This is a genomic window from Parapedobacter brassicae (assembly GCF_051400755.1).
Classification (GTDB): domain Bacteria; phylum Bacteroidota; class Bacteroidia; order Sphingobacteriales; family Sphingobacteriaceae; genus Parapedobacter.
Genome location: NZ_JBLFFL010000001.1, coordinates 1089879 through 1116032, shown reverse-complemented (window position 1 = coordinate 1116032; position 26154 = coordinate 1089879). Strand labels below are relative to the sequence as shown.

Below are 26154 nucleotides of genomic sequence, written 5' to 3'. Positions count from 1 at the left end.
AAAAGTTCGATATGAAAACAATAGTGAACACAAAAACCCTGCTGATGCTGGCCCTGGGGGCTGGATTGGTCTTCACGGCCTGTACCAAAGATGAACTGTCGGTCGACCAGACGGCGGTCAGCGTGACCATCACCAACCCGCCTCAGCTGGAGGAAGTGGAAATCACCGCCGCAACGCTCACGCTCACCGAGATTAACAGCGGCGCCGCGGTAAGCACCACCGAGCTGGAAAACGGGCGTTTTGAGGTCGCTGTACCCGCAGGCTCCTATGACGTCACTCTCGAAGGCACCGTCTCCTATATGCAAGACGGGCAGGCGTATACCAGTGCGGTGCGCGGCCGGAAGGAAGGAGCCGTGTTTACCGGCAGCAGCGCGGAGTTGCAGTTGGAACTGTTCCTCCACAGCGAGAATGCCGGTTTCGTGCTCCAGGAAATCTATTTTACCGGTTCGCTCACGCCTGAAGGCAAGCAATACAACGGCGACAAATATTTCATCATCTACAACAACTCCGACGAAGTATTATATGCCGATGGCTTGGTCTTTGCCGAATCCGAGTTTTTGACTACCACCAAGCGGGATTATACACCCAACATCATGTCTGAGGCGTTTACCGCTGGCAACATCGTGATGATCCCGGGCAGCGGCCAGGAGTATCCTGTACAACCGGGTGAATCTGTAGTGGTAGCTAATAATGCCATCGATCACGTGGAGTACAACAGCAACTCGATCGACCTGAGCGGTGCCGACTTTGAGATAACCCTGCTGCCCACCATCAATGTGGACAACCCGCAGGTGACCGACCTGATCAACGTAGCGCCCTACCTGACCATGCACAACCGAGGCTTTAAAAGCTATGTGCTGGCGAAGTTTGAAGGCGACGTGGAGACGTTTAAGACTACGCAGACCTATGAGTACACTTACCTGCAGGCGAGTGGCAGCGAACGGACGGTTGAGACGTATAAGATCCCGAATGAATGGATCCTCGATGCTGTCAACCTGAGCGTGGAATCCGAGTATCAATGGATCCTGACCGATCCCTCGCTCGATATGGGCTGGACCCACTGCGGTACGGTCGATAGCGACGATAACCGCTATGGCAAGAGCGTACGCCGGAAGGTGCTGTCTACCGGTGAAAACGGCCGAGAGATTCTGCAGGATACCAATAACTCTACGGAAGATTTCGAAACAGAGGCGGCTTTATCACTCCAATAATGCCACGTAACCTCCTCCTCACCGGACTGCTGATGATCCTGGGCGCATCATATACCGTATGCGCCCAGGATACGGCAAGCAGGCAGCTGCGGGTCGCTACGGGGCTGTCGCCCTATATCCGGCTGCTGGATGGCTATTATGAGAGTCCCGCATTAAAACCTTTTCTGCGGGAATGGAGTTTTGCCGAGCTTTCAGCGGGGCAACAGGCCGAATCACATGATCGCTACGTCTATCAAAAAGGGAGCGGCTACCGGCGGTTTGGTGTAGATGCTTCTTCGTATATCCGGCAGCCCCAGCGTGCAATTTGGGGACAGGCACATTATCATAACGAGCGGGTGTTCGGTGTCAACTACAATGAGACTACCGACTATGATGTCCTCTATCCTTACGTGACGGCCGATACCGTGGGCGGAGCGCTTCAAGCAGAGCAATATGCCTTTGGGGGCGGTTACGCTTGGGCCGGCAAGCGGCTCCACTATGGTTTATCGGGCAGTTTCCGGGGTGAACAGGCTTTCCGCAACCGGGATCCAAGACTGAGGGCCGTGGTGTCGGATGTTTCGGCTACGGCGGCCATGGCGACCCCGCTTGGCCATCGCTATCTGCTAGCGGCAGACCTGGAAGGTCGTCGTTATACCCAGTCGAGCAAACTGGAATTTGTAAGCGAGGTTGGGTTTCCACTGATCTACCACGATGCTGGACTCGGCGTATACAATGAACTGTTGGCTGGCAGCCGCATGGATGCCCTGTATGGCGGATATGGGTGGGGTGCAGCACTCCGTCTTGTGCCCATGGATCGCGAAGGATGGTTTGGCCACCTGCATTATCGGCGGTTTCAGTTTGACAAGACGCTGTCAGGTATCGTGGCACCCATCTCCGAAGTGGTAGATGACGCCTGGCGGTTGCAAGGGGGCTATGCCACCGCGTGGGAGCAGAACCGGCTACTGATCCAGCTGACGGCATCCACGGCCAAGCGACAAGGCATTGAGGCGAGGTTCAACAACCGGGATGCGGAAACCGGGATGGACAAGATCGATGAGGCGCTCCGCTTTTTAAGCGGGGACGATGCCGTGGCATTGGATATGATATATGAACATACGGGTGAGCGATTGAGTTGGCGGATAGGGGGCGTAGCGGGTTATGAAAACCACAGGCTGGAATATGTCCAGCCGATTCGCTACATGTCGTATAGTCACCTGCGGGCCGGACTGCGGCTCTCGGCCAGCCGGGCAATGGGCCGGGTCATCGGTACGGCCACGCTCGGAATGGAGCGTAGGCAAAACGTAGCGGGTTCCCATAGGTGGGACGGCGTTTCGCCGGAATCGGGCATCCATACCATGCTCACAGGCAACTATGCTTATTACAGTGCCGACCAGGAGCACTTCAGCGGCGATATCCGTGTCGATTTTCCCGTCTCCCCCAAAACGAATGTGTACATAAAACTTGGCGGAAGACATATTCGCTATCCGAAGGCGTTTACCGGCCACCGGTTTGCCGTTTCTTCGGGTTTTCTCTTTTAAAATGTAAATTTGCACGCTATGCATAGGGCCTACCTGATATTGCTGTCCATCATCCTCTTCATATCCGCCACGGCTTTCCTGAGTGGGGAAGAGCCGGATTTGCGCGCCCAATACAGCCGTGCTATAGGCGAGTGGCCGCAGCCGACCATTGACTCGGGGGTGGCATGGCAAGAATTTGCGCCACTACCCGGCACCGATACCAGCTATTTCGCGGTAATGGAGCAGCCTAATGTAAAGCTGGGCAAGCTCTTATTTTTTGATCCACTGTTGTCGGGCTCCAACCAGATTTCGTGCAGCAGCTGCCACGACCCGCAGCAGTCATGGGCAGATAAGCGGTCCGTGGCATTGGGCCACGACCATCAGGAAGGATCGCGCAATACCCTGTCCCTGCTGAATGTGAAAGCACGGAAAACCCTGTTTTGGGATGGACGTGCGGTGACCCTGGAATCCCAGGCCCTCAGTCCGATCGAGACCCATCACGAGATGGCCGCCAAGCCCGAGGAGCTGGGTGCTGAGCTGGGAGCCATTCCGGCTTACCGGCAGCTTTTTTCGCAGGCGTTTGGCGATACGTCCGTTACGTTCGATCGGATCACCGAGGCGCTGGCGGCGTTCCAACGCACCATTACCAGCCGCCGGAGCCGCTTTGACCGATTTCTGGATGGTGAATATGATCAACTCAATGATCAGGAAATTCACGGGCTGCATCTTTTCCGCACGAAAGCGCGGTGCATGAACTGCCATCATGGGCAGTATTTAACGGATGACGGGTTTCACAACATCGGCCTGACCTATTACAAACGCAAATACGAAGATCTCGGGCGGTATACCGTGACGAATAATCCCGATGACGTCGGCAAATTCCGCACCCCTTCGCTGCGGGATGTCCTGCACGGTGCTCCTTGGATGCACAACGGTCTTTTTTCTAACATCGGCGGCATCGTCAACATGTACAACAGCGGCATGCACATGATCGATCCGAGTGCAGAGGAAAAGGCCGCCGACCCGTTATTCCCGGTTACCGACCCCCTGCTGCGGCCGCTTAAGCTCAATGCCGAAGAAAAAGAGGCCATTGTCGCGTTCCTGGGTGCGGTCACCGCTACCCAGTACCACATGCGTCGGCCCGAGTTGCCGCGGTAGCCGTTTCTGTATATTCCTTTGTTGCTGAGCGGAAGTTTCCGGTTTAAGGTGGCTTAAAAATGAAAGGTTTCCAAACGGGGAGAATGGAAACCTTTACTAACCAATTATAAACCTAAATTATGATGCTACAAAGATAGTGTATTTACTACACTATGCAAATTATTTTTTAAATTTTTTTTGCACTACTCCAGTACCAGCTTGATAAAGCGAGGCGAGAACGTGCCGGGCTCTTCGTTGAAGTCTTTCAGAAAGTCGAACGAGTTGACGTGGTAGCTGATGAGCAGTTCACCAGGTTTGGAGAGGTGTGGATGTGCTTTCGCGTTGTAGGCATAAAGGCTCTTTTTGCGCGCCGGTTCGGGGCAGTGGTATACCGGTATTATCGGTCCGAATGGACCTACGGGACTTTTTCCCACCCGGAGACCAATAACCGGTTCGATGCCGTTTTGTTGAAAGACCAGTGCGTAGCGGCCATCGGGCAGCGGTGTTATGCTGAGTTCATTTGACACGTTGGAGGTCACCTTGGCCGCATGCAGGATGTTGCTGTCCCACGTGCTGCCATTCCAATACCGCCACTGCTTGAAGTCTTCGATTTCCGCCGGTCGCACACGGGCTACCAAGAGTTCCTTATCTGCGCCCCGCACGCCGTAGACATATACGTAGCCATCCGGATTGGGCGCCCCTGCCCACGCCGTATTGGTCAGCACCCCTGCGCCGAAGGAATAAGCCTCACGGCCTCCCGACGCGGCCACGAATAGGGGCGTCTCCAGCTGCCGGTGCCGGGTAAACGGGGGCGTATCGCTCGATTCGATGGCTATCAAGGCATTGCCGCATTCCCGGAACCCAAACACCTTGGCGCCGGTATTTTCCATCCGATAGGCAAAAATATACAGAGTATTGGCCTTATCCCGGTTGACAAAGCCATCCCCAAGCCAATAGTAGTTGCCGGGTTTGGCAGCGGGGGTATTGGGAACGAAGACGGCAGCTTGCTGCCCGTCCGTCGCCTGGCTGCTGTAAAATTGGATACCTGCCTTTTCGACTGTGCCCTTGGGGATCAGGGCAACGACGTTATTGGTCATCTTGCCTCCGGGGGTTAATTTGCCCTGTGCTTTGCTACCCCAGAAACTGTCGCTAAAAACCAACAGCGTGGGCGTATGGGCACCCGCGCCTACGGTATCTACGCCACTCAAGGGAATGGAAAACAGTCCGTCGCCGCCGATCCAGCCGGAGTCGCGGTCAAACAGCGCTGTCCATTCCGGAGCGGCCGCTACGTGAAATGCCAATTGGAAGCCGTCATCCTGGTCTTTTGGTTCGTTGATCTGCTGCGCATAAAGCCGCTGTAGGCCGCCGCAGGGCAGGATGGCCATCAGCCCGATGAGGTATAAAAGGCGGGTTGCAAGCAAAGGAAAAGTGATCATCATGGCTTTTGCTGTTAAAATGGTATTGCAAGATCAGTGCAATTTACATAAGTTTGGGCAATAAACGGGCATTACGCCATGATCCTGAGTATATGAAACCAACCCCACGTATCTTATCACGGCGGAGCGCCATCAAGGTAGCTGCGGCCAGTACGATTTTTGCGAATAGCCTGTTCCAGCGGGTCTCTGCGGCCGAGGCGGCGTTATCTGCCGACCTAAAAGGCAAGATTAATCATTCGGTGTGCCGATGGTGCTACCCTTCCATTCCGTTGGAGGCATTGTGCGAAGCCGCAAAAGGCATGGGCATATCGGCCATTGACCTGGTCGGCCCCGAAGAGTGGCCTGTGTTGCAGCGTTACGGGCTGCATGCCGCGATGACCCAGGGTGCGGGCAAGGGCATCACCGAAGGCTTCAATGATCCGACCCTCCATGATGAACTCATTGCCAGTTATGAAAACCTGATTCCCAAGGTAGCGGCAGCCGGTTATGACCAGCTGATCTGCTTCTCGGGCAACCGTAATGGATTGGATGATGAGCTGGGCATAACACACTGTGCCACCGGCCTAAAGCGTTTGATGAAGACCGCCGAGAAGCACGGTGTGACCATGGTGATGGAGCTGCTCAATAGCAAAGTGAACCATGCCGATTACCAATGTGACCATACGGAATGGGGCGTGGCCCTGTGTGAGGCAATCGGGTCTGAACGGTTTAAGCTGCTCTATGATATCTACCACATGCAGATCATGGAGGGGGATGTCATTGCCACGATCAAGAAATATCATCCGTATTTTTCGCACTACCATACCGGCGGTGTACCCGGCAGGAATGAAATCGATGAAAGCCAGGAACTGAACTATCCGGCGATTATGCGGGCTATTGCAGAGACCGGATTCAAGGGCCACGTGGCCCAGGAATTTATTCCCAAGCGGCCGGATGTACTGGCTTCGCTACAGCAGGCGGTACAGATCTGCGATGTGGAGTAACCGGGTCTCGTTGGAGGCAAAAAAGAAAGATCTCCAAACGGGGAGAATGGAGACCTTTACTAACCAATTATAAACCTAAATTATGAGACCACAAAGGTAGTGTATTTTATACACTAAGCAAACTATTTTTTAACTTTTTCCGACGAGCGGTGATCTAGGTCGTTTTCCGATTTTTCGGCCGTAAAACAGGCGCTTATTCCAAGCACATGTTGTATGCCGATAACAACGCTTCCATTACCAGTTCTTTTTCGACGTGATTAAGGTCAAATGTCGTAGCCCCTTTTTCACCCCATTTATTGGGAACGGGGTAGATACCTGCACTGCCCATCGCGCAAAAAACCGCTTGCTCGTCGGGTGTCAAAAAGATATTCGCCGTATTCCCTTTAGCCAGATAGGTGGCAAACATCCGTTTCTTGACCACAGCGAAGCCGATCCGGTCGAAATGGGGTTTTTGCTCCGTGCCGGGGAAAGACAGGGCCAATTGCGCAAATGTATCTCCGTTGATCATGATCAAGCTTCCACAGTCAACACAAAGTTAATAGTTGATCTCAAAAAATGGCTTCAAGAGCAGCCGAATTGTAAGTTTGACGGATTTTGTTCACATTTGCGTATGGCGGTGAACATACCCCGTTCGGTAAACTGATGTATCATGGCCCTTGAGGTAATCGATTTAAAAATAGCCGTATTAATTGACGCGGACAATGTATCCAGCTCGAAAATAGCAAGTATCCTGGATGAGGTCAAGCGATATGGGGTGCCTTCCATCAAGCGGATCTATGCGGACTGGACCCGATCCCATGTGGCCGGCTGGAAGGAGCCGTTGTTGACGCATGCCATTACGCCGGTACAGCAATATAGCTATACGATGGGCAAAAATTCGTCTGATTCGGCGCTCATCATCGATGCCATGGACATCCTCCATAGTCAACAGGTAGACGGGTTTACGATCGTATCCAGCGACAGCGATTTTACCCGGTTGGCCATACGGCTAAGGGAATCGGGTAAACTGGTCATCGGCGTGGGCGAGAAGAAAACCCCCAAACCCTTTATTGCCGCATGCGATAAATTTATCTACATCGAGATCCTGGGCAAGGAGGCGATTGCCAAGCCCCTGGTCACGGAAACGCCCGTTCCCGAAACGACGGGCGGGGTGAGCAAGGTATCCAAGGCGCCGACCCAAGGTCCGCAGGAATACGAGCCGATCGGTCGCGATTTCATAGACCTGCTCAAAGCATCGGTAAATGATGTGGCCGATGAGGGCGGATGGGCCCCCTTGGCGGCAATCGGCGGACTGCTGAACAAACGAAAGCCTGATTTTGACCCGCGTGTGTATGGCTTCTCCAAGCTGACGCCTTTATTTAAATCATTGGACCAGTATTTTGAGGTAGAAGAAAAGAGCACTGAGAAAACGAAAAACAAGCACGTATACATCAAAATCAAAGAGAAACCCAAAGCGGGTAGAAGAAAAGTCAGGACTCCGAAGGTTTCCGCTGGATCAGGTAAACCCCCAAGAGAATGAGTACCCCGCCAGCCGCGTGAATCCACGTGAGCCGTTCCCCGTCGAACAGCCCCCACATCACGGCCACGATGGGCATCAGGTAGGTGACCATGGAGGCAAAGATGGCGGAAGTGAGCTGCAGCAAGCGATAAAAGAGTATCATGGCCAGCGCGGTACCCACCAATCCGAGGATGGTTACATAGCCCAAGCCCTGCCATTGCGCAGGTGTGCCTTCAAAGGCAGCGAAAAAACCCGAAAAGCCGAGGATGATCAATGCGGGTCCAAACCAGATCGTGAAAACCACAGAAGACAGCTTGAAGGACGGAATACCGGATAAATACCTGCTGATAATGAGTCCGTTCATGCCATAAAAGGCAGTGGCCAGCACGATGAGAAAGGCGTGGAACACATCGGTACGGCCACCGTTGCCATCGTCGCCCATGAGAATGGCGGCGCCGGTGAATCCGATGACCGCGCCGATGACCTGGGCCAGCCGACTCTTGATGCCAAAAAACAGGTAACCAAAAAGCAGGATGAAGATGGGCACCAGCGAGTCCAAAATACCCGCCATGGCACTGCTCACCTGTTGCTGCGCCAACGGAAATAAAAACATGGGGATGAAATTGCCCATCCCACCGCCGGCGATTACCCAGGGCATAAGTTTCCGTGGGATGTGCTTGAAGTTTTGAACGCCGAATACGACCAGCACCAGCCCTGCCACACATAAGCGCAACGCGCCGACCTGCATCGGCGTGTATACGCTAAGACCCTGCTTGATAAGAATAAAGGAACTGCCCCATGTCAAGGTAAGGAACCCCAACAACAGCCATTTTTGATATGCCGGATACAAGGATAATATTTTGAGCGAATATCGGCAATCGCGGCCACTGTAGGAATTTTTTAGTTCATTTTTGTTCGGTTGCGAACACCCAAATGTTCGCTATCGAACAGTGCTGAGTTTCATGATGTTTTTATCTTGTTGAATTACAGTTTGTTGTGATTTTGGTATGGAAATGTAATGCATTGGCATAACTAGTGGCAGCTAGCCGAGTGCTGGGACGCCTGCATGACGGGGAGCCGCCGAAAACAACAGAAAAAAAAACGAGAGAATAAACATTAAAAAAATTAAAACATCATGAAAACGTTCGTATTAAGTACACTTATCGCAGTAGCCACAGCCGGAAACGCCTGGGCAAACCAAGTTGCCACGCCACGCCTAGATCGCATCGGAATGATCGAACGATCTGAAACAGGTGAGCGTGTCGACGCCTTCAAATCGCAAATGGCATTTCACCAGCGTAACGTAGCAGTATTGTGGAACCAGTATGCCAGTGCGGCGGAGCGAATCCGCAATAGCAGGGGTAGTCATGCTGAGTTGGACCGCGACAGGGCTTTCTTCGCCGGCGTATACCAACAGGATATTGACAAAGGCATCCGTGTGGACGAAAGCAAAAGGGCTATTGCCGACATCGAGGCGAGGTATGCGCTGGCGCATGTCGAGCGAGACGCTTATGAAGCCGAGCGGATCGCATCATTGCAGGCGCAGTTGAAAACGGCAATGAAAAAAGAAGCAAAGAAGTTTATGAAGGCAAAGCGGAAGAATGCCGAACTCGTAAATGCCGAACTACTGCCGCTTGTGCAAGAGGTGGAAGCGTATATCACCCAATCGATCGATCGGGCCGAACATTTAGCAGCGGGTGATGAACAACGGGTCATCGCTGTGCGCTAAGGCGGCGTAACTTCAGCCAACTAAAAAAAGGCGCCATTAGGCGCCTTTTTTTAGTTGGTGCGTAGATAGACATTTTTATGGGTGGATTTGAGTATCAGGTTGATACCGCCGCCATTCATCGTGCCCTCCAGGTTTTCAGGCTCCCCTCCGTGGTATGTAAACCCGGTAACCGTGACCGATTCCAATGCGCCCAGGAGAGCGGGAGGGATGGGGCGCTCGACCACACGGTTTACCGATGAGTTAACGTTGCCTGCCCGCGATATCGCAATCGTGTTCGCGGCCTTAGGGATTTCTTCGATGGTGTCTGCTTTCGTTGTGGGCTTGATCACTAAGTTGAATGCATCTGCTGCATAGAGTTTGCCATAGAACGTACCCAAGGAGACGTTGGCTTTGGTCGCCGTGGGCAGAGACACATCCACATGGCCATAGACCGAAACGATGGATACCGGCCCCTTGATGTCGCTTTCGAAAGCAGCATCAACACTTCCGCGGACGGTCTTGATGTTCATCGGGCCGCTATTGCCCACCAATGAAATCATGTTGGATGTGCTGGATACTTCGATCTCTCCCTTCATGTTTTTGATCTTCACGGTGTCGGCAAACATGGTATTGTCGTTGGTGAAGGCAACCGATAGCTGCTGGGGTACGCGGATGGTGAGTACATCATAACGGCCAGTGTTGCCTACAGGATTTACCTGTACACCCTCTTCGCTTTCCATTACGCTGATGCCTAAGCCGGTGTTGTCTTTCAGGCCGGAGCTGCTGAGCGCCTGGAGGCCTTTGGCGCGCGGATCCTCCTCTTCTTGAGCGCTTCGGCTGGAGAAGATGATTTCATTACCGTCATAGCCTTCGATGACAGCTCCCGGGAGATTGAGGATGAGCTTTCCCGTACTACGGGCCACTTTGTATTCCTTCTGCGCCCATGCGACACTGCATAGGGAAAGAAGAATTGCTAAGGTGATGATCTGCTTTTTCATGTGATTCTGCTTTTAAGGGTTATTGTTCTATTTGGGTTAAATGGCTGTTTAGAGCTTGTTTTGTTTCAGTAATACCGCATAGGCTTCTTCTTTGACCGCAGTGAATGTATATGGGTCACGGGTCAGTGCAAAGAGGGATTCCTCGATGGTCTGGTGGTCTATGCTGCCGGCCACCTTAATCAGGCCTAGCTGTACCAATGGATCGTCTTGTGTCGCCAATGACTCTGCAAACACCTCGACTACATGGGGTTGCTGCGTATGCTGGCTAAGCACATCCAGCGCCGCCAAGCGGACGTTGGTATTCCCATCTTCATTCATGGTCTGCGCGAGCATCGCAGCGAGCCGCTCATCCATGCGGCCGGACTCCTCGATTTCTAAGATTGCGGCCAGGCGTATGCTTGCGGATATACTGTCGGCCAGTCGGGTAGCCAGTGTAGGGCGTATCTCGCGTGGCTTTGCCGCCGTGACGGAGCCGCGTTTTTCCTGCTTGGGCCGTTTACCCGAGATCGCTGGCAGCTTTTCGAGCGGCTGCTCATGCGCGGTGTTTGTAGCGGGAGTGTCCGCTAAGGGTACATCGGCGGATGTAGCAGCGGCAGGTGATGCAGACTGCTGGGCCACAAAGGGGTTATCGCCGAGCGGCGTGTTGCGCCAATCGAGCCACAGATACGTGCAAACCGACCCCAGCAGGAGGGAAGCGGCAACGAGCCAGCTGGCCCTGCGGTGCCGTTGAAAAAAGCTCCCTTTGACGACGGGTGTGGGCTTGAGCTGCGCTCGCAGGCGCTCCAGTACAGCCGGAGCAGGCTCCAGGTGGTCAAACGCCTCCCGGTGTTGCTGCACAAATTTCTTTATCGGGTCACTCATGACAAGGTCTTATCTTTCAATGATTGAATTACTTTCTTCTTGGCGCGGTGGTATTGCGACCGTACCGTGGTGTGGGATATGCCCAGCATCCTGCCGATTTCCTCCTGGGGTAGGCCCTCAAACACATACAGGCTCAAGATGGTCTTATATCCAGGAGGCAGCTGCTCAATGGCATTCCGCACATCTTCTACCTTGCAATCAAACAGTTCGTCCTGTTCGTGGTCGTAACCGTCCTCCTCGGCAATGTCCATTTCTCCGGCATCTGAGAACAGGATCTTCCTTTTTCGCAGGTGCGTGATGGAACGGTTGAGTGCAATGCGGTTTACCCAAGCGCCGAAGCTCGTTGCTTGTTGTAGCCGGTGGATATCGGCAAAAGCGTGATAAAATGACTCCTGCAAGATATCTTCCGCCTCGGCCGTATGCGAAATGATGCGACAGATGGAGTTGTAAACAGGCCTGGCGTACTTGTTGTACAATCCTGTGAACCCAACATCATGCCCCGAGCGGCACAAGGCAATCAATTCGATTTCATCTTTCTTCTCTGTAGGCTGCAAGTGTCTATCTACTGTGATCCATTGTTTAGTCGTCGATCCAGGGAAAATGTTGCATGCAAAACAACGGTCAAATTAAAAAGATTAACGGCTTTTGTCTATCTTTCACTTTTGTAACCAGATAAATCGCTCATGCACCTATGAAATTGCCGTCTCTTGCCAGCCTCTCGACGAATGCGTTAGCCGTATTCAAGCGATTTCCGACCCTGTTTATCACGGTGGTGTTCGCCACGGCATTGTGCTGCTTTCTGCTGGATGAGCCCACGATCAGTCAAACCGGGGAAGCCGACCTGTGGCTACTGCTGGCCGTTTGCAACCTGCTGCTGACCTTGAGTCTCTCGGCAGATTTATTCGCGGAGTCCAGGAGATACACGGCTGCACGCAAATGGGCGTTGCGATTAGGGGTGGCGGGCGTATGCACGTTGCTGTACATGGTGCTCGACCCGGCCAGCCACCGCACGGATGTCGTTCGGCTTAGCCTGTTTGCTTTTGCCTTCCACCAACTGGTTGCGTTTGCACCGTTTATCAATCGGGAGGGAAGGGAGGGAAGCATCGGGTTTTGGCATTTCAATAAGACTCTTTTCCTGCGTTTCTTCACGGCAGCGCTTTATTCTGCCACGCTGTTTGCCGGCTTAGCGGTGGCCATCTTAGGTGTGGAAGAATTGTTCAACCTGGATTTTTCCTCGCAGATCTACGGACAGCTTTTCGCCCTGATCGCCATCGGCTTCAACACGCTGTTTTTCCTCGCCGGAGTGCCCCGCATAGCCGACACCGTCCCGCTGGAGGCGCCTTATCCCAAAGAGCTCAAGATATTCACGCAATATGTGCTCGTGCCGCTGATGACCGTTTACTTGGGCATCTTGCTGGTCTATGAAATCAAGATCCTCGCCGAATGGCAGCTGCCCAAGGGCCTCGTGGCCACGCTGATATCAGGCTACGCGGTATTCGGCATCCTATCGCTGCTGTTGGTGTGGCCCATTAAGGACGAGGAGGGCAACCGGTGGGTACAGTTGTTTTCCCGTTTTTTCTATCTTACCCTGATCCCGCTGGTCATTTTGCTGGGGCTGGCCATTTACAAGCGGGTTGCCGATTACGGATTTACGGAAGAGCGCTACATTTTGGTCGTCTTAGGGATGTGGCTTGCCGGCATCAGCGTGTATTTTCTCGCCTTCCGGAAGGACAATATTAAGCTCATCCCCGTAAGCCTCTTTGTGCTGGCGCTCCTGAGTACCTTCGGTCCGCAAAGCGCTGCCAGCGTCTCCCGGAGATCCCAACAGGCACATCTCGCCAATTTATTCAACGCTGGAAAGGGAGAAACCTCCCAACGACAGGGAAATATCGTCACTTATTTGGTGGATGCCCATGGATTGCCATCGCTACAGCACTTTACGGAAGCGGATCTTGGGGCGCTTGACAGGGAGATAACAGAAAAGCATCCCGACGATTCGCGCTATGAGGTCATCAGCCTAAAAAAGGACACGGTGTTCAAATTGCTGAATGTGTCACCGGAAGGAAGGCCACGGCAATACCTCTACGTAACCCGCGAAAATCAACACATCATACCGATAGGCGGCTATGATTACGCCTATAACGTCAGTTCTTATCAGGCGGAGTCCACCGAAATCCCTGTCGGCGATCTGCTGTGTGACATCCAATTGGACCAGGAGACTAAGTTGGTGCGTATATCCATGGAAGGGGATAGCGCGATCGTGTTTGACGTAAAGCCCTTGGCGCAGGAAATTTACAAGGCCTATAAAGAAGGGGAGTTGACGAAAGCTGATGGGGACAACTATTCATATCCACTGGAGCGGATGCGTCTCAGGGGGGCAAACAAACACCTTGACGTAGTGTTTATTGTAGCGGAATTGAACGGCAATTTCGCTACCTTCGATGATGCATCGGCTCAAGGATTCAGCTTCACCGGCCAACTGCTGTTTAAAGAAAAGTGACGGCGGCTCAATAATCGTCGTTGATCTCGATCCAGTGGCCGTCGGGGTCTTGCAGGTAGAGCTGCTTGACGCCGTCTACGCGGACCGTTACCTGTTGCTTTTGCCCCTGCCAGTTGATATAGGGTAGGTTGAATTGATCGAGCCGGGCAATGAAATCGGTGATGGAAGGCACGCTGAAACAAAGGTGCGTGGCAATATCGTGCTCGGTGATTTCTTTGGCTCCTTCGATGAGGTGCAGCTGGCTATTGGGCCCGATCTGCAGCCAGGTGTGCTTGCCATCGTGGAAGGGCTCTGGAATGGTATCCAGTTGCAGCACATCGCGATAGAAGACGGTGCTCTTTTCAAGGTCGTACACGGATACGGCCATGTGATTGAGTGTGGGGGTTTTTTCTTGCGCCCGGATGGGGCGTATAGATCCGGCGATGCATAATGTGATAAGCACGCCGACAATAGTCGTACGATTCATATCACAAACTTACATAAACAAACGGGAAAATACCCCTTTTTAGGTATTGGTTTTGATGAATTTATCACGGACCTTCACTGTCACATGAACACGAATTGGCTTTATAGCACGCTGCTGAAACTCTACAACACCATCAAGCGCAATGCGTTCTATATTTTATTGTCCCTGTTGGTACCCATGATTTTATGGAAGGTACAGGTGGGCAGGGATATTATCGTCAGTTTGGCTGAACCCGGTGGGCGCAATTACCTGAACATTCCCTTGCTGATGGCATCGTTTTCCATGTTGACCATCAGCAATTGGGTGATCCCCGTATCGGCAATAGACCTATGGAAAATGGTCGTCAGGCGGCGTGTGAAATCCCAGCTATTATACAGCGAGCTGGTCAGCCTGTATAATGGCAATGTGGGGGAAGGTAATGGTCAATTCCCGATTCGCTATTTTGCCAGCCTTCCCTGGGTGATCTTGCTGTATGTAACGGTGTATTCCTTCTTCCCGAGTAGACCGCTCATCGCTGTCGGCATCCTCGTCGCCTTGGTCGGAGGCGTCGTGCTGATCGATTGGCGGTATCGCGGCAAGCGGGTGCCAATGATCTTCCAACGTCTGTGGGAGGGTGCCACGGAACGCGGGTATAGCGATAAGACAAGGGCGATGCGGTATGTAGCTACCATGGGGGCGATCGTGGTGTTATTCCTCGTGTTCGTCGGCGTGGTGGGGTGGTTGCTGCGCAACAATCGTGGCGGCTTGATCGGCTTGGTGATCGGCGCGAACGCCGTGGCGATCCTGCTGGGCTATGCCTATATGAAGTTTGCCGAGCATGTAGACGCGCGCGGCACCGATACCTCCTATTTCGCAAGCAAATATGTACACCTCTTCGCACTCGCCTTCATGTTGGTGATCGCGGTGGTCCTGCAATGCAGCAATAGCAGCGGATGGCCCGTTGAGATCGGCTTCTTTTCGCCGATTTTCATTTTGATTATCGCGATTTCGCTTTATCTCTTCCTCGCGGATGTGTTTATCACCGCCCAGCTGAACATCACCTGGATTTATAACCGTGACCCCGCAGCGTATGCCGTCGGCGAGGGAGGACCACCGGCTAAGCCCGTGTGGGCCTGGTATAGCCCCATGGTGCGGCTGCTGGCCATCGCGCTGATTTTCTTATTCTTTTTCAATTCGGCCAATTCGCACCGCATCCGTAAGCATCAGGCAGCGCCTGATCAGGCGTATGCGGCCGCGGCGAGGCCCAGGCTGACGGATTATTTCGACCAATGGGCGAAGCGCCGGGTGCAACGTCCGGGCGACACGCTAGACGTATACCTGATCTCCGGGCAAGGGGGCGGTTCGCGGGCAGCCATTTGGTTTTTTATGGCCATGAACTATTTGGATAGCGTGGAAAGTGCCCCCGGACATCGCTTTGCCGACCAGGTGTTTTCCATCTCTACGGTGTCTGGCTCCACCTCCGGTGCAGCCATGTACCTCGCCGACCGTTACCTCGATGTGCCGCCGCAGGCAGCCTCGGTGGTGCCGCGGTTGAAGACGATCTATGCCCGAAACTACCTGAGCAGTTCGTTTTGGGGTGTATTGATCGGCGATAGCTTCGAGGGTATCGCATATGAAATCGGTGGGTTGTTTGGAAGAGGGGAGGCATTCCCCAAGGATCGGAACTATTACTTCCAGCGCGAAGAGGTAAGCGGCTACGCCAAGGCCACCCCCTCGCAAAGCGCCGAAGCCATCAGCAGGTTTTTTGAAAGCGACTACCTGGCACCGTACCGGGCTGTCGGCACGGAACCGACGCAAATGAGCGACTCCATGTCCTTCAGCACCGCCCTACCGCTCTTTTTTATCAATAGTGCCATCGTTGAGCGTGGCGAGCGGGGGGTATTCTCACCCGTGGATATGTCAGATTTCAGCTTAGGTACCGACCTTTACAGCCTATTCAAGGCATACCACCCGCAGTACAACATCCCGCTGGTCGCCTGCGTCAACCAAAGCCAGGCTTTCCCAGTCATCAATGCATACAATTACCTCGATGGCGCTGGCCGGTTGATCGACGGAGGCATTTACGAAAACTCGGGCACTACCACCACCTTGGAGATCTACCAAGCCTTGAAGAAACATCTCGAAACCAAGTGGGATATCGCCTATCCGGTGCGACTTATCTGCATCAATGTCGTCAACACCAATATGGATGGGACAAAAGACAACGTGCGCTTCCGTCCCGCATCCGTACTCAACACCCTCACCGCGGCGGTCCAAAGTCCCTTTGGCGGGCACGAACAGTTTAGCTACAGGAATATCCTGCGGCAGGTGAGCGCGCCCGATACGGCCTATCCCTTCCCGTTGAACCGGCCGATACCGCTCACCCGGATGCTGCCATCCACTGCTGTCGACACGATGTATGTGGCCCTCCAGCAGATCGGCGCCCACACTCAGAAATAACACTTGACCCGGTCGAGCGGTCGCCCTAAGGTAAGGCCAAGGGTCACCTCATGTGATCCATTTTGAAGGCCATTGAGGCGGCTCAGCATGTAATCATAAGAATAGCCGATGCGGAGCCTTTCCGTCGCAAACACCTGTATCACCGCAGACACCGCGTTCAGTCCGCTCAAGCGGTCGCCCGTCAGCCGCTGGTAATCCCTGCGGAACGCCGAGACACCAGTGCGGACGCCCCCACCCAGCCAAAGACGCTCACCAAAGAGAGCCATCACGTTTAGATCAAGGCTTGGCGGTCCCATGAGATCATCCTTATACAACAAACTAGGGCGCAGTTTGATGCTTTCATCAAGGTCAAACAGCATCCCCCCGATGATATAAAAGTGGCGCCGGCGCCGAATGCGATCCGTCGTCGTGCGGTCCCATCGAAAAACATTATTATCGCCACCCGACGATAAGAGGTCCATCACCGAAATCCCCGCGTACCACCGCGTATTGTGATAATAAACACCGAAACGGACATCGGGCACGAAGCTGCTGACTTTACCCGGGGGCAATACGGCATCACCCTCGTCCAACACCCTGATTTTTGCACCATCCAAGCTATATTGCGTCACACCGGCGGCAATGCCAAAACTCAGGCGCTGCGTATCCTCGCGATCCAGCTGGATGCGGTAGGCATAGTTGAGGTACGCCGAGGTCGCGATCTGTGGTCCCGTTTCATCGGCGATAACCTGCACTCCCGCGCCATGGCGCCGCGCCCCATGAAGATCCAGGAGGCCATCCAACGATAGCACCCCCGTCTGGGGCGCGCCATCCAGGTCCACCCATTGGCTTCGCAGTCCCAGCTGCGCAAACAACTCCTCCTTATACCCAGCGTATGCCGGGTTGATACTCATCGAATTAAATACATATTGCGTAAATTGGATGTTTTGCTGGCCCCGCGCCAGGCAAGCCATGCCCAGCGGAACCAGCAACAACAAGCGTTTCCATGTCATGTTCATCCGAATCGTTCTATATCCCCATCTCATAATCGTTTTACCAATACCCATCCCTTATGGATGGTCTCCACACCACCTTTCAGCAATACCAACCGGTAATAATACGTGCCATCGCTCACGCCCGCCCCATCCCAATGCTGCCGGTAGTTGCGGTTGCGGTATACCTCATTGCCCCAGCGGTTGAAAATGGTCAGATCAGCATTGTCATAGCTGTCCAACCCCTGAATGAAGAATACCTCATTTTTGCCATCGCCATTCGGCGTCAGCGCGTTCGGAATGATGAGTTCAGCCTGACTAACCACAATCCGTACCGTCGCAATGTCCTTTAGTCCATTTTCGTCCAGGATATCATATACAAAAGAGTCATCGCCCACATACGCCCATTCCGGTGTATAGTCGATGCTGCCATCCCCATTGACAGACACCTCCCCCCTGCGCGGGGGTACGGACACACGCACACTGTTTACGACGATTGGGCTGCTGCCCGGCCGGTCATTTTCAAGCACCATGACCGTCATTCGGCGACTAGATGGGCCTGCTTTATAGTCATCATTAGCCTCCGGCCCGACAAGGTTAGACACCAGCTTAGTAAGCCAACTATCATTCGCCGTAGGCGCGGCAGCCGCCACCCAATCCCGCTCATGGATGCCTTCGGCAATCCGCTGCGTATTGCCAGCCACCCAGTTGCCGCTACCCGCGTGTTGGACGATCTGCGCCTGCTCATCCACATAGGCACTGCCATTGGTGATGCTATTGTGTTGCAAAGTATATGTCGTATGCACCGGCTCGTCCGAATAAATATGCCACATCCGGTCCATGCCCGGTTCATGCGGCGCCGCGGGAGTTGGTAGCGGAGTAGCGATCACCGCGTAATCCTTCACCCCCACATGCAGGGTCGTACTATGCGCCGGCGATAAGGTGGCCGGCGTATAATCCCCTTCGGCAATGCCCACCGGATAGGTAAATGGGCGCGACGAGGCATACATCTTGACCACATGCCCTACAATGTTATTATCCGTCACGATCATCCGGTAGCGGTTGTAATCCTCCAGCGAACCCTCCTCACCGATGTACAAGTCATGGCCGTTGAGTACGAGATCGCCGCCATCCACCCCAAAAACAAAGCGTTTATTGAGGTGCAACGCTGCCGCCTGCGGCCCTTCGGGAGCCTCGATATCATACCCGGGATCCCCAACATCAGCCAAGATGAGGTTATTGGGATTACGCAGTTCGATCGTCACGTCGAACGTGTGACCATTGTTGCCGTCTATCCGCGTGGGGCCAGCGGGCGTATCTTCGTAGAACGGGTTTTCGCTCGGATCGTGAATGATGATCCTGCCCGTACCGCTAAAGAAAGCCGTAGGGGCAATCCAGATATTGCTGCTCCAGATTTCCAGCGTACCGTTGATGATCCAATGCGCATTCGGGCCGAAGTAGCAGGTTTCAGCATAGCGCAGTTCCACGGTTTCGGGGTCGATCACCACCGTGGAATTGTCGGCTGTAGTGCTGCCGACTCCGGATTGGGCGAGGCTAAGACTCGGAACGGCCAGCAACACACCCAAAGTGCATAGCGTATAGGCTATGGCGTGCTTTATGGGTAATATTGCTGTCAGGCGCGTCATTCTTTTCTTCGTGCTAAGGCCACCACTTTACCCGCTGGTAAATCATGGGGTTGGATATGATGGCACAGTTGTGCAGTGAGGCTGTGCTTATGTTATTCCCGTCGTTGTCATCATCGTTATCATTAAATTGGTCAACTATTGCGTTGACCGTATATTCATCTCGGGTAGGAATGTCTGTTAGCTCCGACGTTAACCGGAAACGAATGAGGTCCGGATGAGTGAATCCTCGCGGTAAGATGTTTTTCGAAGGATTAGTGAGCCGATAGGTATGGCTCGTAGGGCTATTGTTGGTCAATGTCCATTTTACTTCTTCTGGTGTCGGCTGCAATGGTGTAAACACAGTGCCCGGAGGATGGGTAATCGTGACGGTAATTCTTTTATTGGGGTCTGACGAAGCTACATTTAGATCATCCGTCCCCATGTTGGACACCTGCACCGTAAATGTATTGCCATTTACATAATCAATGCACCTTCCGTCGGGGATGATGTCGCCCAAGATGAGGTCTACCCCATCAGCGTATACAGGCGTTCGCCAGGAATACGTGTTGTTGAGTGGATCTTCGTCATCATAGTCGGTTCCATCAGGAAGATCCAATAGCACCGTATTGATGATGTGATTGCCGGGGGGTGTTTGGTGCAGCGTGCCCGTTACTTGTATCAAGCCCGTTTCACCTGCCGCTATGGACACAGTTCCTTGAATAATGTTGGTTGTGGTTTCTTCGATGTCGGATTCCACCGTCAAGACATCGGGATTAAGTACGGTAATGCTTCCTGGGTCGATTGTGAACGTCTCAGGGCTCAACACGTTGCCGTAAGCATCTTTAATCGTGTCCCTTAATACAATTCCTTCAATAGGTGCATTTGTGTCGTTAACCACCTCAATGGTGTACGTGATTTTGTTTTCGTTTGCTCCCCCGCCCCCCGCATTTGTCGGAATTAGAAAATCCTTATCGGCTAATTTGATGGTGCGCAGGTTGCCGAGGGTGGTTACAAGGATATTGCGGATTTCGTGGAAATTAAGATCGGCTCCGGTAGACGCGGCGAAACCCACTTTCATTCTTTGGGGAGGAGGCTCATCTGTTGTGTATGTAATTAAATGTTCAAAGGCTCCGCCGGGCGATCTGCTCCAACGAACGGTGATTTCATACCTTAGTTCTCCGTTTACGTCTTCTACATCCAGTACCGTGATCTGAACTCGGCGATAAAAATCATCGCTAGAGGGACGTGTAATAGTTGGGATATCATAATCGACTTCGCCCCGTTGACGGATTTCTCCATTGTCTCCTTCTCTATCACCCAATAATGTGGAAGTAAGGAATTCGTTGGTCGTATTGGAATCATCGGTCGTTGGCCCTCGGAGGACTACGGAATTTGGTTCTTCCCCAGGCCCGCCATTACGGCCTTCGCTAGGGTCATTAAAAGGGTTTGAAAAATTACCATACGCGTCGAGTCCGACGCCGATATAGCCTCCCGCCAAGCCCTGGGTTACGGGAGGATTGCTATTAGTGTTTGGTGCATAGCCAAGAGAGCCTCCGTAACCTCCCAAGCGAAATTCTTCATCAGCATCAAAAAGAAATACGCTCAAGCCGTCGGCGCCGGTATGGCTTGAGCCGGTTCTCCACATTTTGTATTCAAAATCAATCAATACGCCCATCCCCGAAGGGAAAGAACGATCGATATAAGCGTAGCCTCTTTGATTAGTTTGATCTCGGGTCAATCGGAGCCAACCGCTGCCAACCGGATCATCGATACCTGACGTAAGGTATGCCGTTCCTTGGGTTCCCCCTGGGCCACCGACAACGATATCGGGATAGTTATTTCCCCTCAGATCATCGATGATGGTAAATTGAGCCTTGCTGGTTTGGCAAGCCATGATGATTGCCGCCGCTGCCAGTGTGATGACTCGATAGAACATTCTTGAATCAACCATGTTGGTATGTATCTTCATATATGCTTCTAGCTTATCCAATAATCCGTTAATCTTCGTTTTCTTCTCCTTTAATGACAAAAACGATGTTCATGAAGGACATGGGGGTGCCGGAGCCTATGATGTCATAGGTGAGTATCCCGTCTTCATTGATGCCTTGGATGTTGAATACTTCATCATCGTAATAGGTAATGTAGTAATAAAGCTCCTTGCGATCAGGTATGTGTGGTATTGATGGCGGTGCTCCGGTACTTCTTAAATTTGCGTCGATTTCGGTGAACTGATCTATATATTCTTGATAGAGGTCCCTTTCAAGGTCATCATCTTCCAAGGAAGTATCAAATATTACAGAGGGCATGTAAAAGAACCGTACAAACTTGTTGGAGGAGACGGTTTTCAGTACGCCGTCTTCATCAACTGTTACGATGCGATCATGGTCTGGGTTGCCGGGCTGTAGACCCGAGATAGCGAGGGTGTTGGCGGCGGTTGTTTCGATGACGGTTTCTTCGTTTACCAAGGTTCCGCCGAGTTTTATCGCGCCGGAGGAGCCATCGATTTGAAGGCCGTTGGCGGCGGCGATGTCTATTTCCTGCTCGTCGCCATTTTCGTCTGTATAGGTTAGACGGTGAACGGTCTCGTCGTCATCGTTTGTGGTGATTTCGCTGTTAAGCTCGGTGACCGTCTCCAGCGCGGTTACGATGTCCGAGAGGTCGATCACCTGCGGGACGCCAAGCGAGTTCAGGTAGGTCAGCTCCCCGTCGGCCGGGTCGTAGGACAGGTCCGTGTTGTTCAGCGGGATGTCTGTCGGGGTTCCGTCCTCGGCGGTGTATGTGAGGGTGTTGGTTGTCGGCTCGTATGCCAGGGTGCCCACGTTCAGGTCGAGGGTGTGCGGCGTGCCGTCCTCGTCAACGTACTCCAGCTCGTGCGCCGACGCGTCGTAGGTCAGCTCGGTGACCGTCTCCAGCGCGGTTACGATGTCCGAGAGGTCGATCACCTGCGGGACGCCAAGCGAGTTCAGGTAGGTCAGCTCCCCGTCGGCCGGGTCGTAGGACAGGTCCGTGTTGTTCAGCGGGATGTCTGTCGGGGTTCCGTCCTCGGCGGTGTATGTGAGGGTGTTGGTTGTCGGCTCGTATGCCAGGGTGCCCACGTTCAGGTCGAGGGTGTGCGGCGTGCCGTCCTCGTCAACGTACTCCAGCTCGTGCGCCGACGCGTCGTAGGTCAGCTCGGTGACCGTCTCCAGCGCGGTTACGATGTCCGAGAGGTCGACAGTCTGTGCCTGTCCCCGCGAATTGGTATAAGTAAGCACCCCTGTGGTGGCATCATATACCAGCCCTGTCCCATTGAGCGGTATGGTCAATACCGTTCCATCTTCCGCTGTATAGGCCAATGTATTCGTCACATTATCGTACGCCAACTGCCCAACATCAAGATTAAACGTATGCGTATTCCGGTCTTCATCGACATAGGTGAGTATATGGGTGTCCGAATCATACGACAACGCAGTCACCGTCTCCAGTTGATCCACCATATTCGAAAAATCAAATTCTTCGAGTTGACCCAGTGTATTGACATACCGCAGCGTACCTGATGATGGATCATAGGTAAGCGAAGTGTTGTTCAGTGGAACGCTCGTTGCCGTGCCTTTTTCGTTGGTATACGTAAGTACATGGGTCTGATCATTATAAGTTAATGCGCCGACATTGAGATCGAACGCGTGGGCTACGCTATCCTCATCCGTATAGTTGAGTAGATGTGTGCTGCTGTCATAAGCTAATGTGGTCACGGTTTCCGTGGCCTTCACCACTTCTTCCAAATTGACGACCTGCGTCTCACCATCCCCGTTGATAAACGTGAGCTCGTATGTGACCGGATTGTAGTTGGTAGGTTTGACGTCATCTATCGCGGCGACCAACACCCAGCGGCTACCGTTGTTGTAGTAAATGCCGGGGACTACGTCATTCGCGGTGGCGGTGTTGTATACCACCATGCCAACGCGATGCTGCGACAGCGGAGCAGCATCATCCGTTTTTTTCAACGGTACGCGTGTGATCAGCAAGCCTTTGTTGGTGCTTTCCAGTTCCAAGAGGGCGTCTTTGTCGGGTAGTATCGAGCCGCGTCGGATGGTATTGTCCCTCACTTTTTGTTGGGCAAGTGCTGAAAAGCAAAAAACGAAAGTAAACAGGGGTATAAGTAAAAACTTATTCTTCATAGGTCGTGTTGATTACGGTATTGGAACGAAACGAACGATCCCTAAGGGGGTATATTCAATTGCTCCAACCGAGCGTTTCAGTTGACTTGTTAGCGAATCAGCAATCGTCGATACTTCGCTAAGCGGATGGTGTTGATGTAATTTTATAAATCATAGAAAATGGTAGATATGAGCCGTTAAAGATGCAAAGTTTTTTGTGATAAATCAATAATCAGAATCGCAATTCTTCAATATTTTTGTTAAAATTCTTTCATTATACAACTGACTAGTTTACAATTCTTTATTTATTTTTTTTGATTTCTTCGAAAGCAATCAACGTTGCCTACATGCAAAAATTTGGTTACCTTCGCTTGGTGCGCTGATGATGACTAGACTTTTGATATACACTTGAAAACAACGGTTGCAAAATTTATCTCTACAATTGGTCATCCGTTTCTGACCGTTCCGGTTTTTGCTGTTTTTTTGCTTTTCAGTATTGAGTCGCCTCAGCGGGCTACGGTGCTTTCGCTATTGATCATCGGCGGTATTTTTGTGCCGATCGGACTGAAAACGCTTTGGGGTGTTAGGAAGGGAACGTATACGAACTTGGATGTGTCGGATCGGGTACAGCGGCAGAAGTGGTTTATTGCGACGACCTTATTGTTGTTGGCGGTCACGATCATTTTTTGGCTGACGGGTCAGGATAGAACGCTGCGCCTGGCGATGGCGTGTGCGCTGGTATTATTGATCTTGGCTCAAGTGGTCAATAGGCGCATCAAGGCCTCGATGCATCTGGCGTTTCACGCGTTCCTCGGCTTTTTAATTCTTCATTTTAACGAGACGGCGGGAATCATTTTTTTGCTGTTTGCACCGCTGCTGGCATGGTCGCGGATACACCTCAAGCGGCATGTGTGGAAGGAGGTGGTGGTGGGCATGGTGCTGGGCACGATCCTCGGTCTGGTTTTTTGGTATCTGAACTAGCTGCGCCCTGTTGCGGCGGTGAGTTTGGCTACAATGGGTAGATCTGCGGCGGCCCAGTCAAGCTGGAGGAGTGCGGCTGGCGATAGCCATTGGTGGTGGATGTGTTCGATGAGTTGCAGGGTGTATGGGCGCATTGGAACGCAGAGGTATGCTTCGAGGGTAATGCTGAAATCGGGGTATGCGTGGGTCACGGTGTGATATGGATCGCCTACGTGGATATCGAGGTGCAATTCTTCGTGTATCTCGCGCTGCAACGCAGCTTGGTGCGATTCGCCGGATTCTACTTTGCCACCGGGAAATTCGTATTTGTGGCTGATATAGGGGTATTTATGGACTCCTTTTTGCACGCAGAGGATTTTTCCATCATGCTGGATGATGGCGGCGACTACCTGATAATGTGGTATGGGCATGGCCAAAAATACTAAATCAATCGCTTTATGGTGGTGTCGGGCGTGATGGCTAAGCCGTCGGTGCTGGTGAGCAGGTTGAGCCCAGGGGTTTTACCTTTTTCAAGCGAACCGTATGTTTCGGTGATGCCAAGGAATGCGGCACCATTGATGGTGGCCCATTTGATGGTTTCTGTGAGCGGAAGATCGGGAAAATGCTGATGGATGGTTTTGAGCTCGGATAGAATGCACAGCCGATCATTGGATGCTAGGCTATCGGTGCCCAAGGTAATGTTGTGCCCATAATGGATGAAATTGTTCAGCTTCGGCAGGGTGCCTTCGATGTACAGGTTGGCATTGGGACAGAAGCACCAGGTGACCTTTCTTTCTTGGCGCTCTACGAAGAAGATGTCTTTGGAAGAGGTATAGGTGTTGTGCACGAGCATCACGGCCGTCTCTGGTGACAGGTAGGTCATGAAGGTTTGCAGGGAATTACGTGCTTGAGCCTTGAAGTCTGCGATGTCTTTGTCCAACGCGCGGTAGAAGTCCAAAAATTGACCGCTTTTGTACCGGAAAAACTTGTTTTCGTCTTCGCTTTCTTGGTTGTGTATGCTTAGGGGCATCTTGCGTAGGATGGCCTCTTCGTTGAGCAGTTTAAACAGTTCTTTCGATACGGAGTAGGGGGCGTGGGGGGTGATGGAGGTGGTGTGTGGATCGAATTGGCTGGCGATGGCGGTAGCTTCGGAAAATTTATGGCTGGCCAGCTCGGGTTCGAAACCGAGTACTTCTACAAATGTATGATAATGGATCTTGCTGTCGGCCTTTATCGCAGCGGAAATGGCGGTGTTGGCATGATCGCCCACGGCGACAATGCCATTGTCGTATAGCTGCTGATCGGCGGCCTTCATTGCTTCTTGCACGCGGCGCTCGTCGGCTGCCCGTAATGAAATGACGTGCTGTAAAAAAGGCACTAATCCGGTATGCTTGGGAATGGCACCGGTCATGTGTGACAATTCTAGATGGCAGTGGACGTTGACAAAGCCGGGTGTGAGGATGCCTTTGTGCCGAACGATGGGTTGGCCGGTAAGCGCCGGGTGATCGGGTGGATAGACGCCGGCGATCATGCCGTGATCGGTGACCTCTATAACGCCGTTGCTGATGGCATCGCCAGTGCCGGGTAATACGTAGTCCGCTGAAAAGAAATAGCTCATAGTATGATCGGTATCTAGTTTGATAGGGTTAGGTTTAATTTGAAGAACACACAAAAACAAAGATGCGTTTTTTTTGATGTTTAATCAAGTAATTGGCTGAAAATACGTGTA

The 26154-nt window shown here is 52.6% G+C and carries 22 protein-coding genes; 9 read left to right on the top strand and 13 right to left on the bottom strand.

Features of this window, described 5'->3' with window-relative positions:
* The first annotated feature begins 11 nt into the window (after positions 1 to 11).
* From ACMGDE_RS04435 to ACMGDE_RS04425, 3 genes are read left to right on the top strand one after another with little or no spacing between them, the layout of a single operon-like run.
* On the top strand, positions 12 to 1211 hold the full coding sequence (locus ACMGDE_RS04435) for a DUF4876 domain-containing protein (protein ID WP_436831552.1): 1200 nt from the start codon (positions 12 to 14) through the stop codon (positions 1209 to 1211).
* Positions 1211 to 2728: a DUF6850 family outer membrane beta-barrel protein gene (locus ACMGDE_RS04430; protein ID WP_436831551.1), complete on the top strand. Its 1518-nt coding sequence runs from the start codon at positions 1211 to 1213 to the stop codon at positions 2726 to 2728. The genes ACMGDE_RS04435 and ACMGDE_RS04430 overlap by 1 nt, the downstream gene beginning before the upstream one ends.
* Positions 2729 to 2746: 18 nt before the next feature.
* The gene (locus tag ACMGDE_RS04425; protein WP_436831550.1) at positions 2747 to 3865 is read left to right on the top strand and encodes a cytochrome-c peroxidase; all 1119 of its coding nucleotides are present in this window, start codon (positions 2747 to 2749) and stop codon (positions 3863 to 3865) included.
* Between the two features lie 182 nt (positions 3866 to 4047).
* Here the strand turns inward: ACMGDE_RS04425 and ACMGDE_RS04420 are convergent, their stop codons facing one another.
* A complete protein-coding gene (locus tag ACMGDE_RS04420; RefSeq protein WP_436831549.1) occupies positions 4048 to 5283 on the bottom strand; it encodes a DUF5005 domain-containing protein in 1236 nt (411 codons plus the stop codon).
* An 89-nt stretch (positions 5284 to 5372) separates the two neighbouring features.
* Here ACMGDE_RS04420 and ACMGDE_RS04415 point away from each other — a divergent pair, with 89 nt between their 5' ends.
* Positions 5373 to 6263 (top strand): hydroxypyruvate isomerase family protein, encoded by an 891-nt coding sequence (locus ACMGDE_RS04415; protein ID WP_436831548.1) that lies wholly within the window; start codon positions 5373 to 5375, stop codon positions 6261 to 6263.
* Positions 6264 to 6456: 193 nt separating this feature from the next.
* Here ACMGDE_RS04415 and ACMGDE_RS04410 read toward each other — a convergent pair whose 3' ends face one another.
* Entirely contained in the window at positions 6457 to 6771 is a 315-nt protein-coding gene (locus ACMGDE_RS04410; protein WP_436831547.1) for an MmcQ/YjbR family DNA-binding protein, read from the bottom strand.
* A gap of 141 nt (positions 6772 to 6912) precedes the next feature.
* Here ACMGDE_RS04410 and ACMGDE_RS04405 point away from each other — a divergent pair, with 141 nt between their 5' ends.
* A complete protein-coding gene (locus ACMGDE_RS04405) occupies positions 6913 to 7782 on the top strand; it encodes an NYN domain-containing protein (protein ID WP_436831546.1) in 870 nt (289 codons plus the stop codon).
* Here the strand turns inward: ACMGDE_RS04405 and ACMGDE_RS04400 are convergent.
* Positions 7733 to 8581, bottom strand: coding sequence for a DMT family transporter (locus ACMGDE_RS04400; protein WP_436831545.1), 849 nt, complete (start codon positions 8579 to 8581; stop codon positions 7733 to 7735). The two genes, ACMGDE_RS04405 and ACMGDE_RS04400, sit on opposite strands and share 50 nt — an antisense overlap.
* Positions 8582 to 8896: 315 nt before the next feature.
* Here ACMGDE_RS04400 and ACMGDE_RS04395 point away from each other — a divergent pair, with 315 nt between their 5' ends.
* On the top strand, positions 8897 to 9490 hold the full coding sequence (locus ACMGDE_RS04395) for a hypothetical protein (RefSeq protein WP_436831544.1): 594 nt from the start codon (positions 8897 to 8899) through the stop codon (positions 9488 to 9490).
* Positions 9491 to 9540: 50 nt separating this feature from the next.
* Here the strand turns inward: ACMGDE_RS04395 and ACMGDE_RS04390 are convergent, their stop codons facing one another.
* Genes ACMGDE_RS04390 through ACMGDE_RS04380 form a run of 3 tightly spaced genes read right to left on the bottom strand, consistent with a single transcriptional unit; the run spans position 9541 to position 11882 of the window.
* Entirely contained in the window at positions 9541 to 10467 is a 927-nt protein-coding gene (locus tag ACMGDE_RS04390; protein WP_436831543.1) for a DUF4097 family beta strand repeat-containing protein, read from the bottom strand.
* Positions 10468 to 10515: 48 nt separating this feature from the next.
* Positions 10516 to 11328, bottom strand: coding sequence for a hypothetical protein (locus tag ACMGDE_RS04385; protein WP_436831542.1), 813 nt, complete (start codon positions 11326 to 11328; stop codon positions 10516 to 10518).
* Positions 11325 to 11882 carry an RNA polymerase sigma factor gene (locus tag ACMGDE_RS04380; RefSeq protein WP_436831541.1) on the bottom strand — a complete coding sequence of 186 codons (558 nt, stop codon included), beginning with the start codon at positions 11880 to 11882 and terminating at the stop codon, positions 11325 to 11327. The genes ACMGDE_RS04385 and ACMGDE_RS04380 overlap by 4 nt, the downstream gene beginning before the upstream one ends.
* A 137-nt stretch (positions 11883 to 12019) precedes the next feature.
* On the opposite strand from ACMGDE_RS04380, the gene ACMGDE_RS04375 reads away from it, so the two are divergent.
* On the top strand, positions 12020 to 13828 hold the full coding sequence (locus ACMGDE_RS04375; protein WP_436831540.1) for a DUF4153 domain-containing protein: 1809 nt from the start codon (positions 12020 to 12022) through the stop codon (positions 13826 to 13828).
* 7 nt (positions 13829 to 13835) lie between these two features.
* Here ACMGDE_RS04375 and ACMGDE_RS04370 read toward each other — a convergent pair whose 3' ends face one another.
* Positions 13836 to 14294 carry a VOC family protein gene (locus ACMGDE_RS04370; protein ID WP_436831539.1) on the bottom strand — a complete coding sequence of 153 codons (459 nt, stop codon included), beginning with the start codon at positions 14292 to 14294 and terminating at the stop codon, positions 13836 to 13838.
* 84 nt (positions 14295 to 14378) lie between these two features.
* Here ACMGDE_RS04370 and ACMGDE_RS04365 point away from each other — a divergent pair, with 84 nt between their 5' ends.
* Complete coding sequence (locus tag ACMGDE_RS04365) at positions 14379 to 16733, top strand: hypothetical protein (protein WP_436831538.1); 2355 nt, start codon at positions 14379 to 14381, stop codon at positions 16731 to 16733.
* On the opposite strand, the gene ACMGDE_RS04360 is transcribed toward ACMGDE_RS04365, so the two are convergent.
* From ACMGDE_RS04360 to ACMGDE_RS04345, 4 genes are read right to left on the bottom strand one after another with little or no spacing between them, the layout of a single operon-like run.
* Positions 16724 to 17731, bottom strand: coding sequence for a PorP/SprF family type IX secretion system membrane protein (locus ACMGDE_RS04360; protein WP_436831537.1), 1008 nt, complete (start codon positions 17729 to 17731; stop codon positions 16724 to 16726). The two genes, ACMGDE_RS04365 and ACMGDE_RS04360, sit on opposite strands and share 10 nt — an antisense overlap.
* Positions 17732 to 17754: 23 nt before the next feature.
* Positions 17755 to 19350 carry a T9SS type B sorting domain-containing protein gene (locus tag ACMGDE_RS04355; protein ID WP_436831536.1) on the bottom strand — a complete coding sequence of 532 codons (1596 nt, stop codon included), beginning with the start codon at positions 19348 to 19350 and terminating at the stop codon, positions 17755 to 17757.
* Positions 19351 to 19363: 13 nt separating this feature from the next.
* A complete protein-coding gene (locus ACMGDE_RS04350; RefSeq protein ID WP_436831535.1) occupies positions 19364 to 21298 on the bottom strand; it encodes an L-type lectin family protein in 1935 nt (644 codons plus the stop codon).
* Between the two features lie 28 nt (positions 21299 to 21326).
* Positions 21327 to 23486 (bottom strand): phage tail-like protein, encoded by a 2160-nt coding sequence (locus ACMGDE_RS04345; RefSeq protein WP_436831534.1) that lies wholly within the window; start codon positions 23484 to 23486, stop codon positions 21327 to 21329.
* Between the two features lie 387 nt (positions 23487 to 23873).
* Here ACMGDE_RS04345 and ACMGDE_RS04340 point away from each other — a divergent pair, with 387 nt between their 5' ends.
* Positions 23874 to 24446, top strand: coding sequence for a phosphatase PAP2 family protein (locus ACMGDE_RS04340; protein ID WP_436831533.1), 573 nt, complete (start codon positions 23874 to 23876; stop codon positions 24444 to 24446).
* On the opposite strand, the gene ACMGDE_RS04335 is transcribed toward ACMGDE_RS04340, so the two are convergent.
* Both ACMGDE_RS04335 and ACMGDE_RS04330 read right to left on the bottom strand, forming a co-directional pair.
* On the bottom strand, positions 24443 to 24856 hold the full coding sequence (locus ACMGDE_RS04335) for a (deoxy)nucleoside triphosphate pyrophosphohydrolase (protein ID WP_436831532.1): 414 nt from the start codon (positions 24854 to 24856) through the stop codon (positions 24443 to 24445). The two genes, ACMGDE_RS04340 and ACMGDE_RS04335, sit on opposite strands and share 4 nt — an antisense overlap.
* Positions 24857 to 24867: 11 nt before the next feature.
* A complete protein-coding gene (locus ACMGDE_RS04330; RefSeq protein WP_436831531.1) occupies positions 24868 to 26043 on the bottom strand; it encodes an amidohydrolase family protein in 1176 nt (391 codons plus the stop codon).
* Between the last annotated feature and the right edge of the window lie 111 nt (positions 26044 to 26154).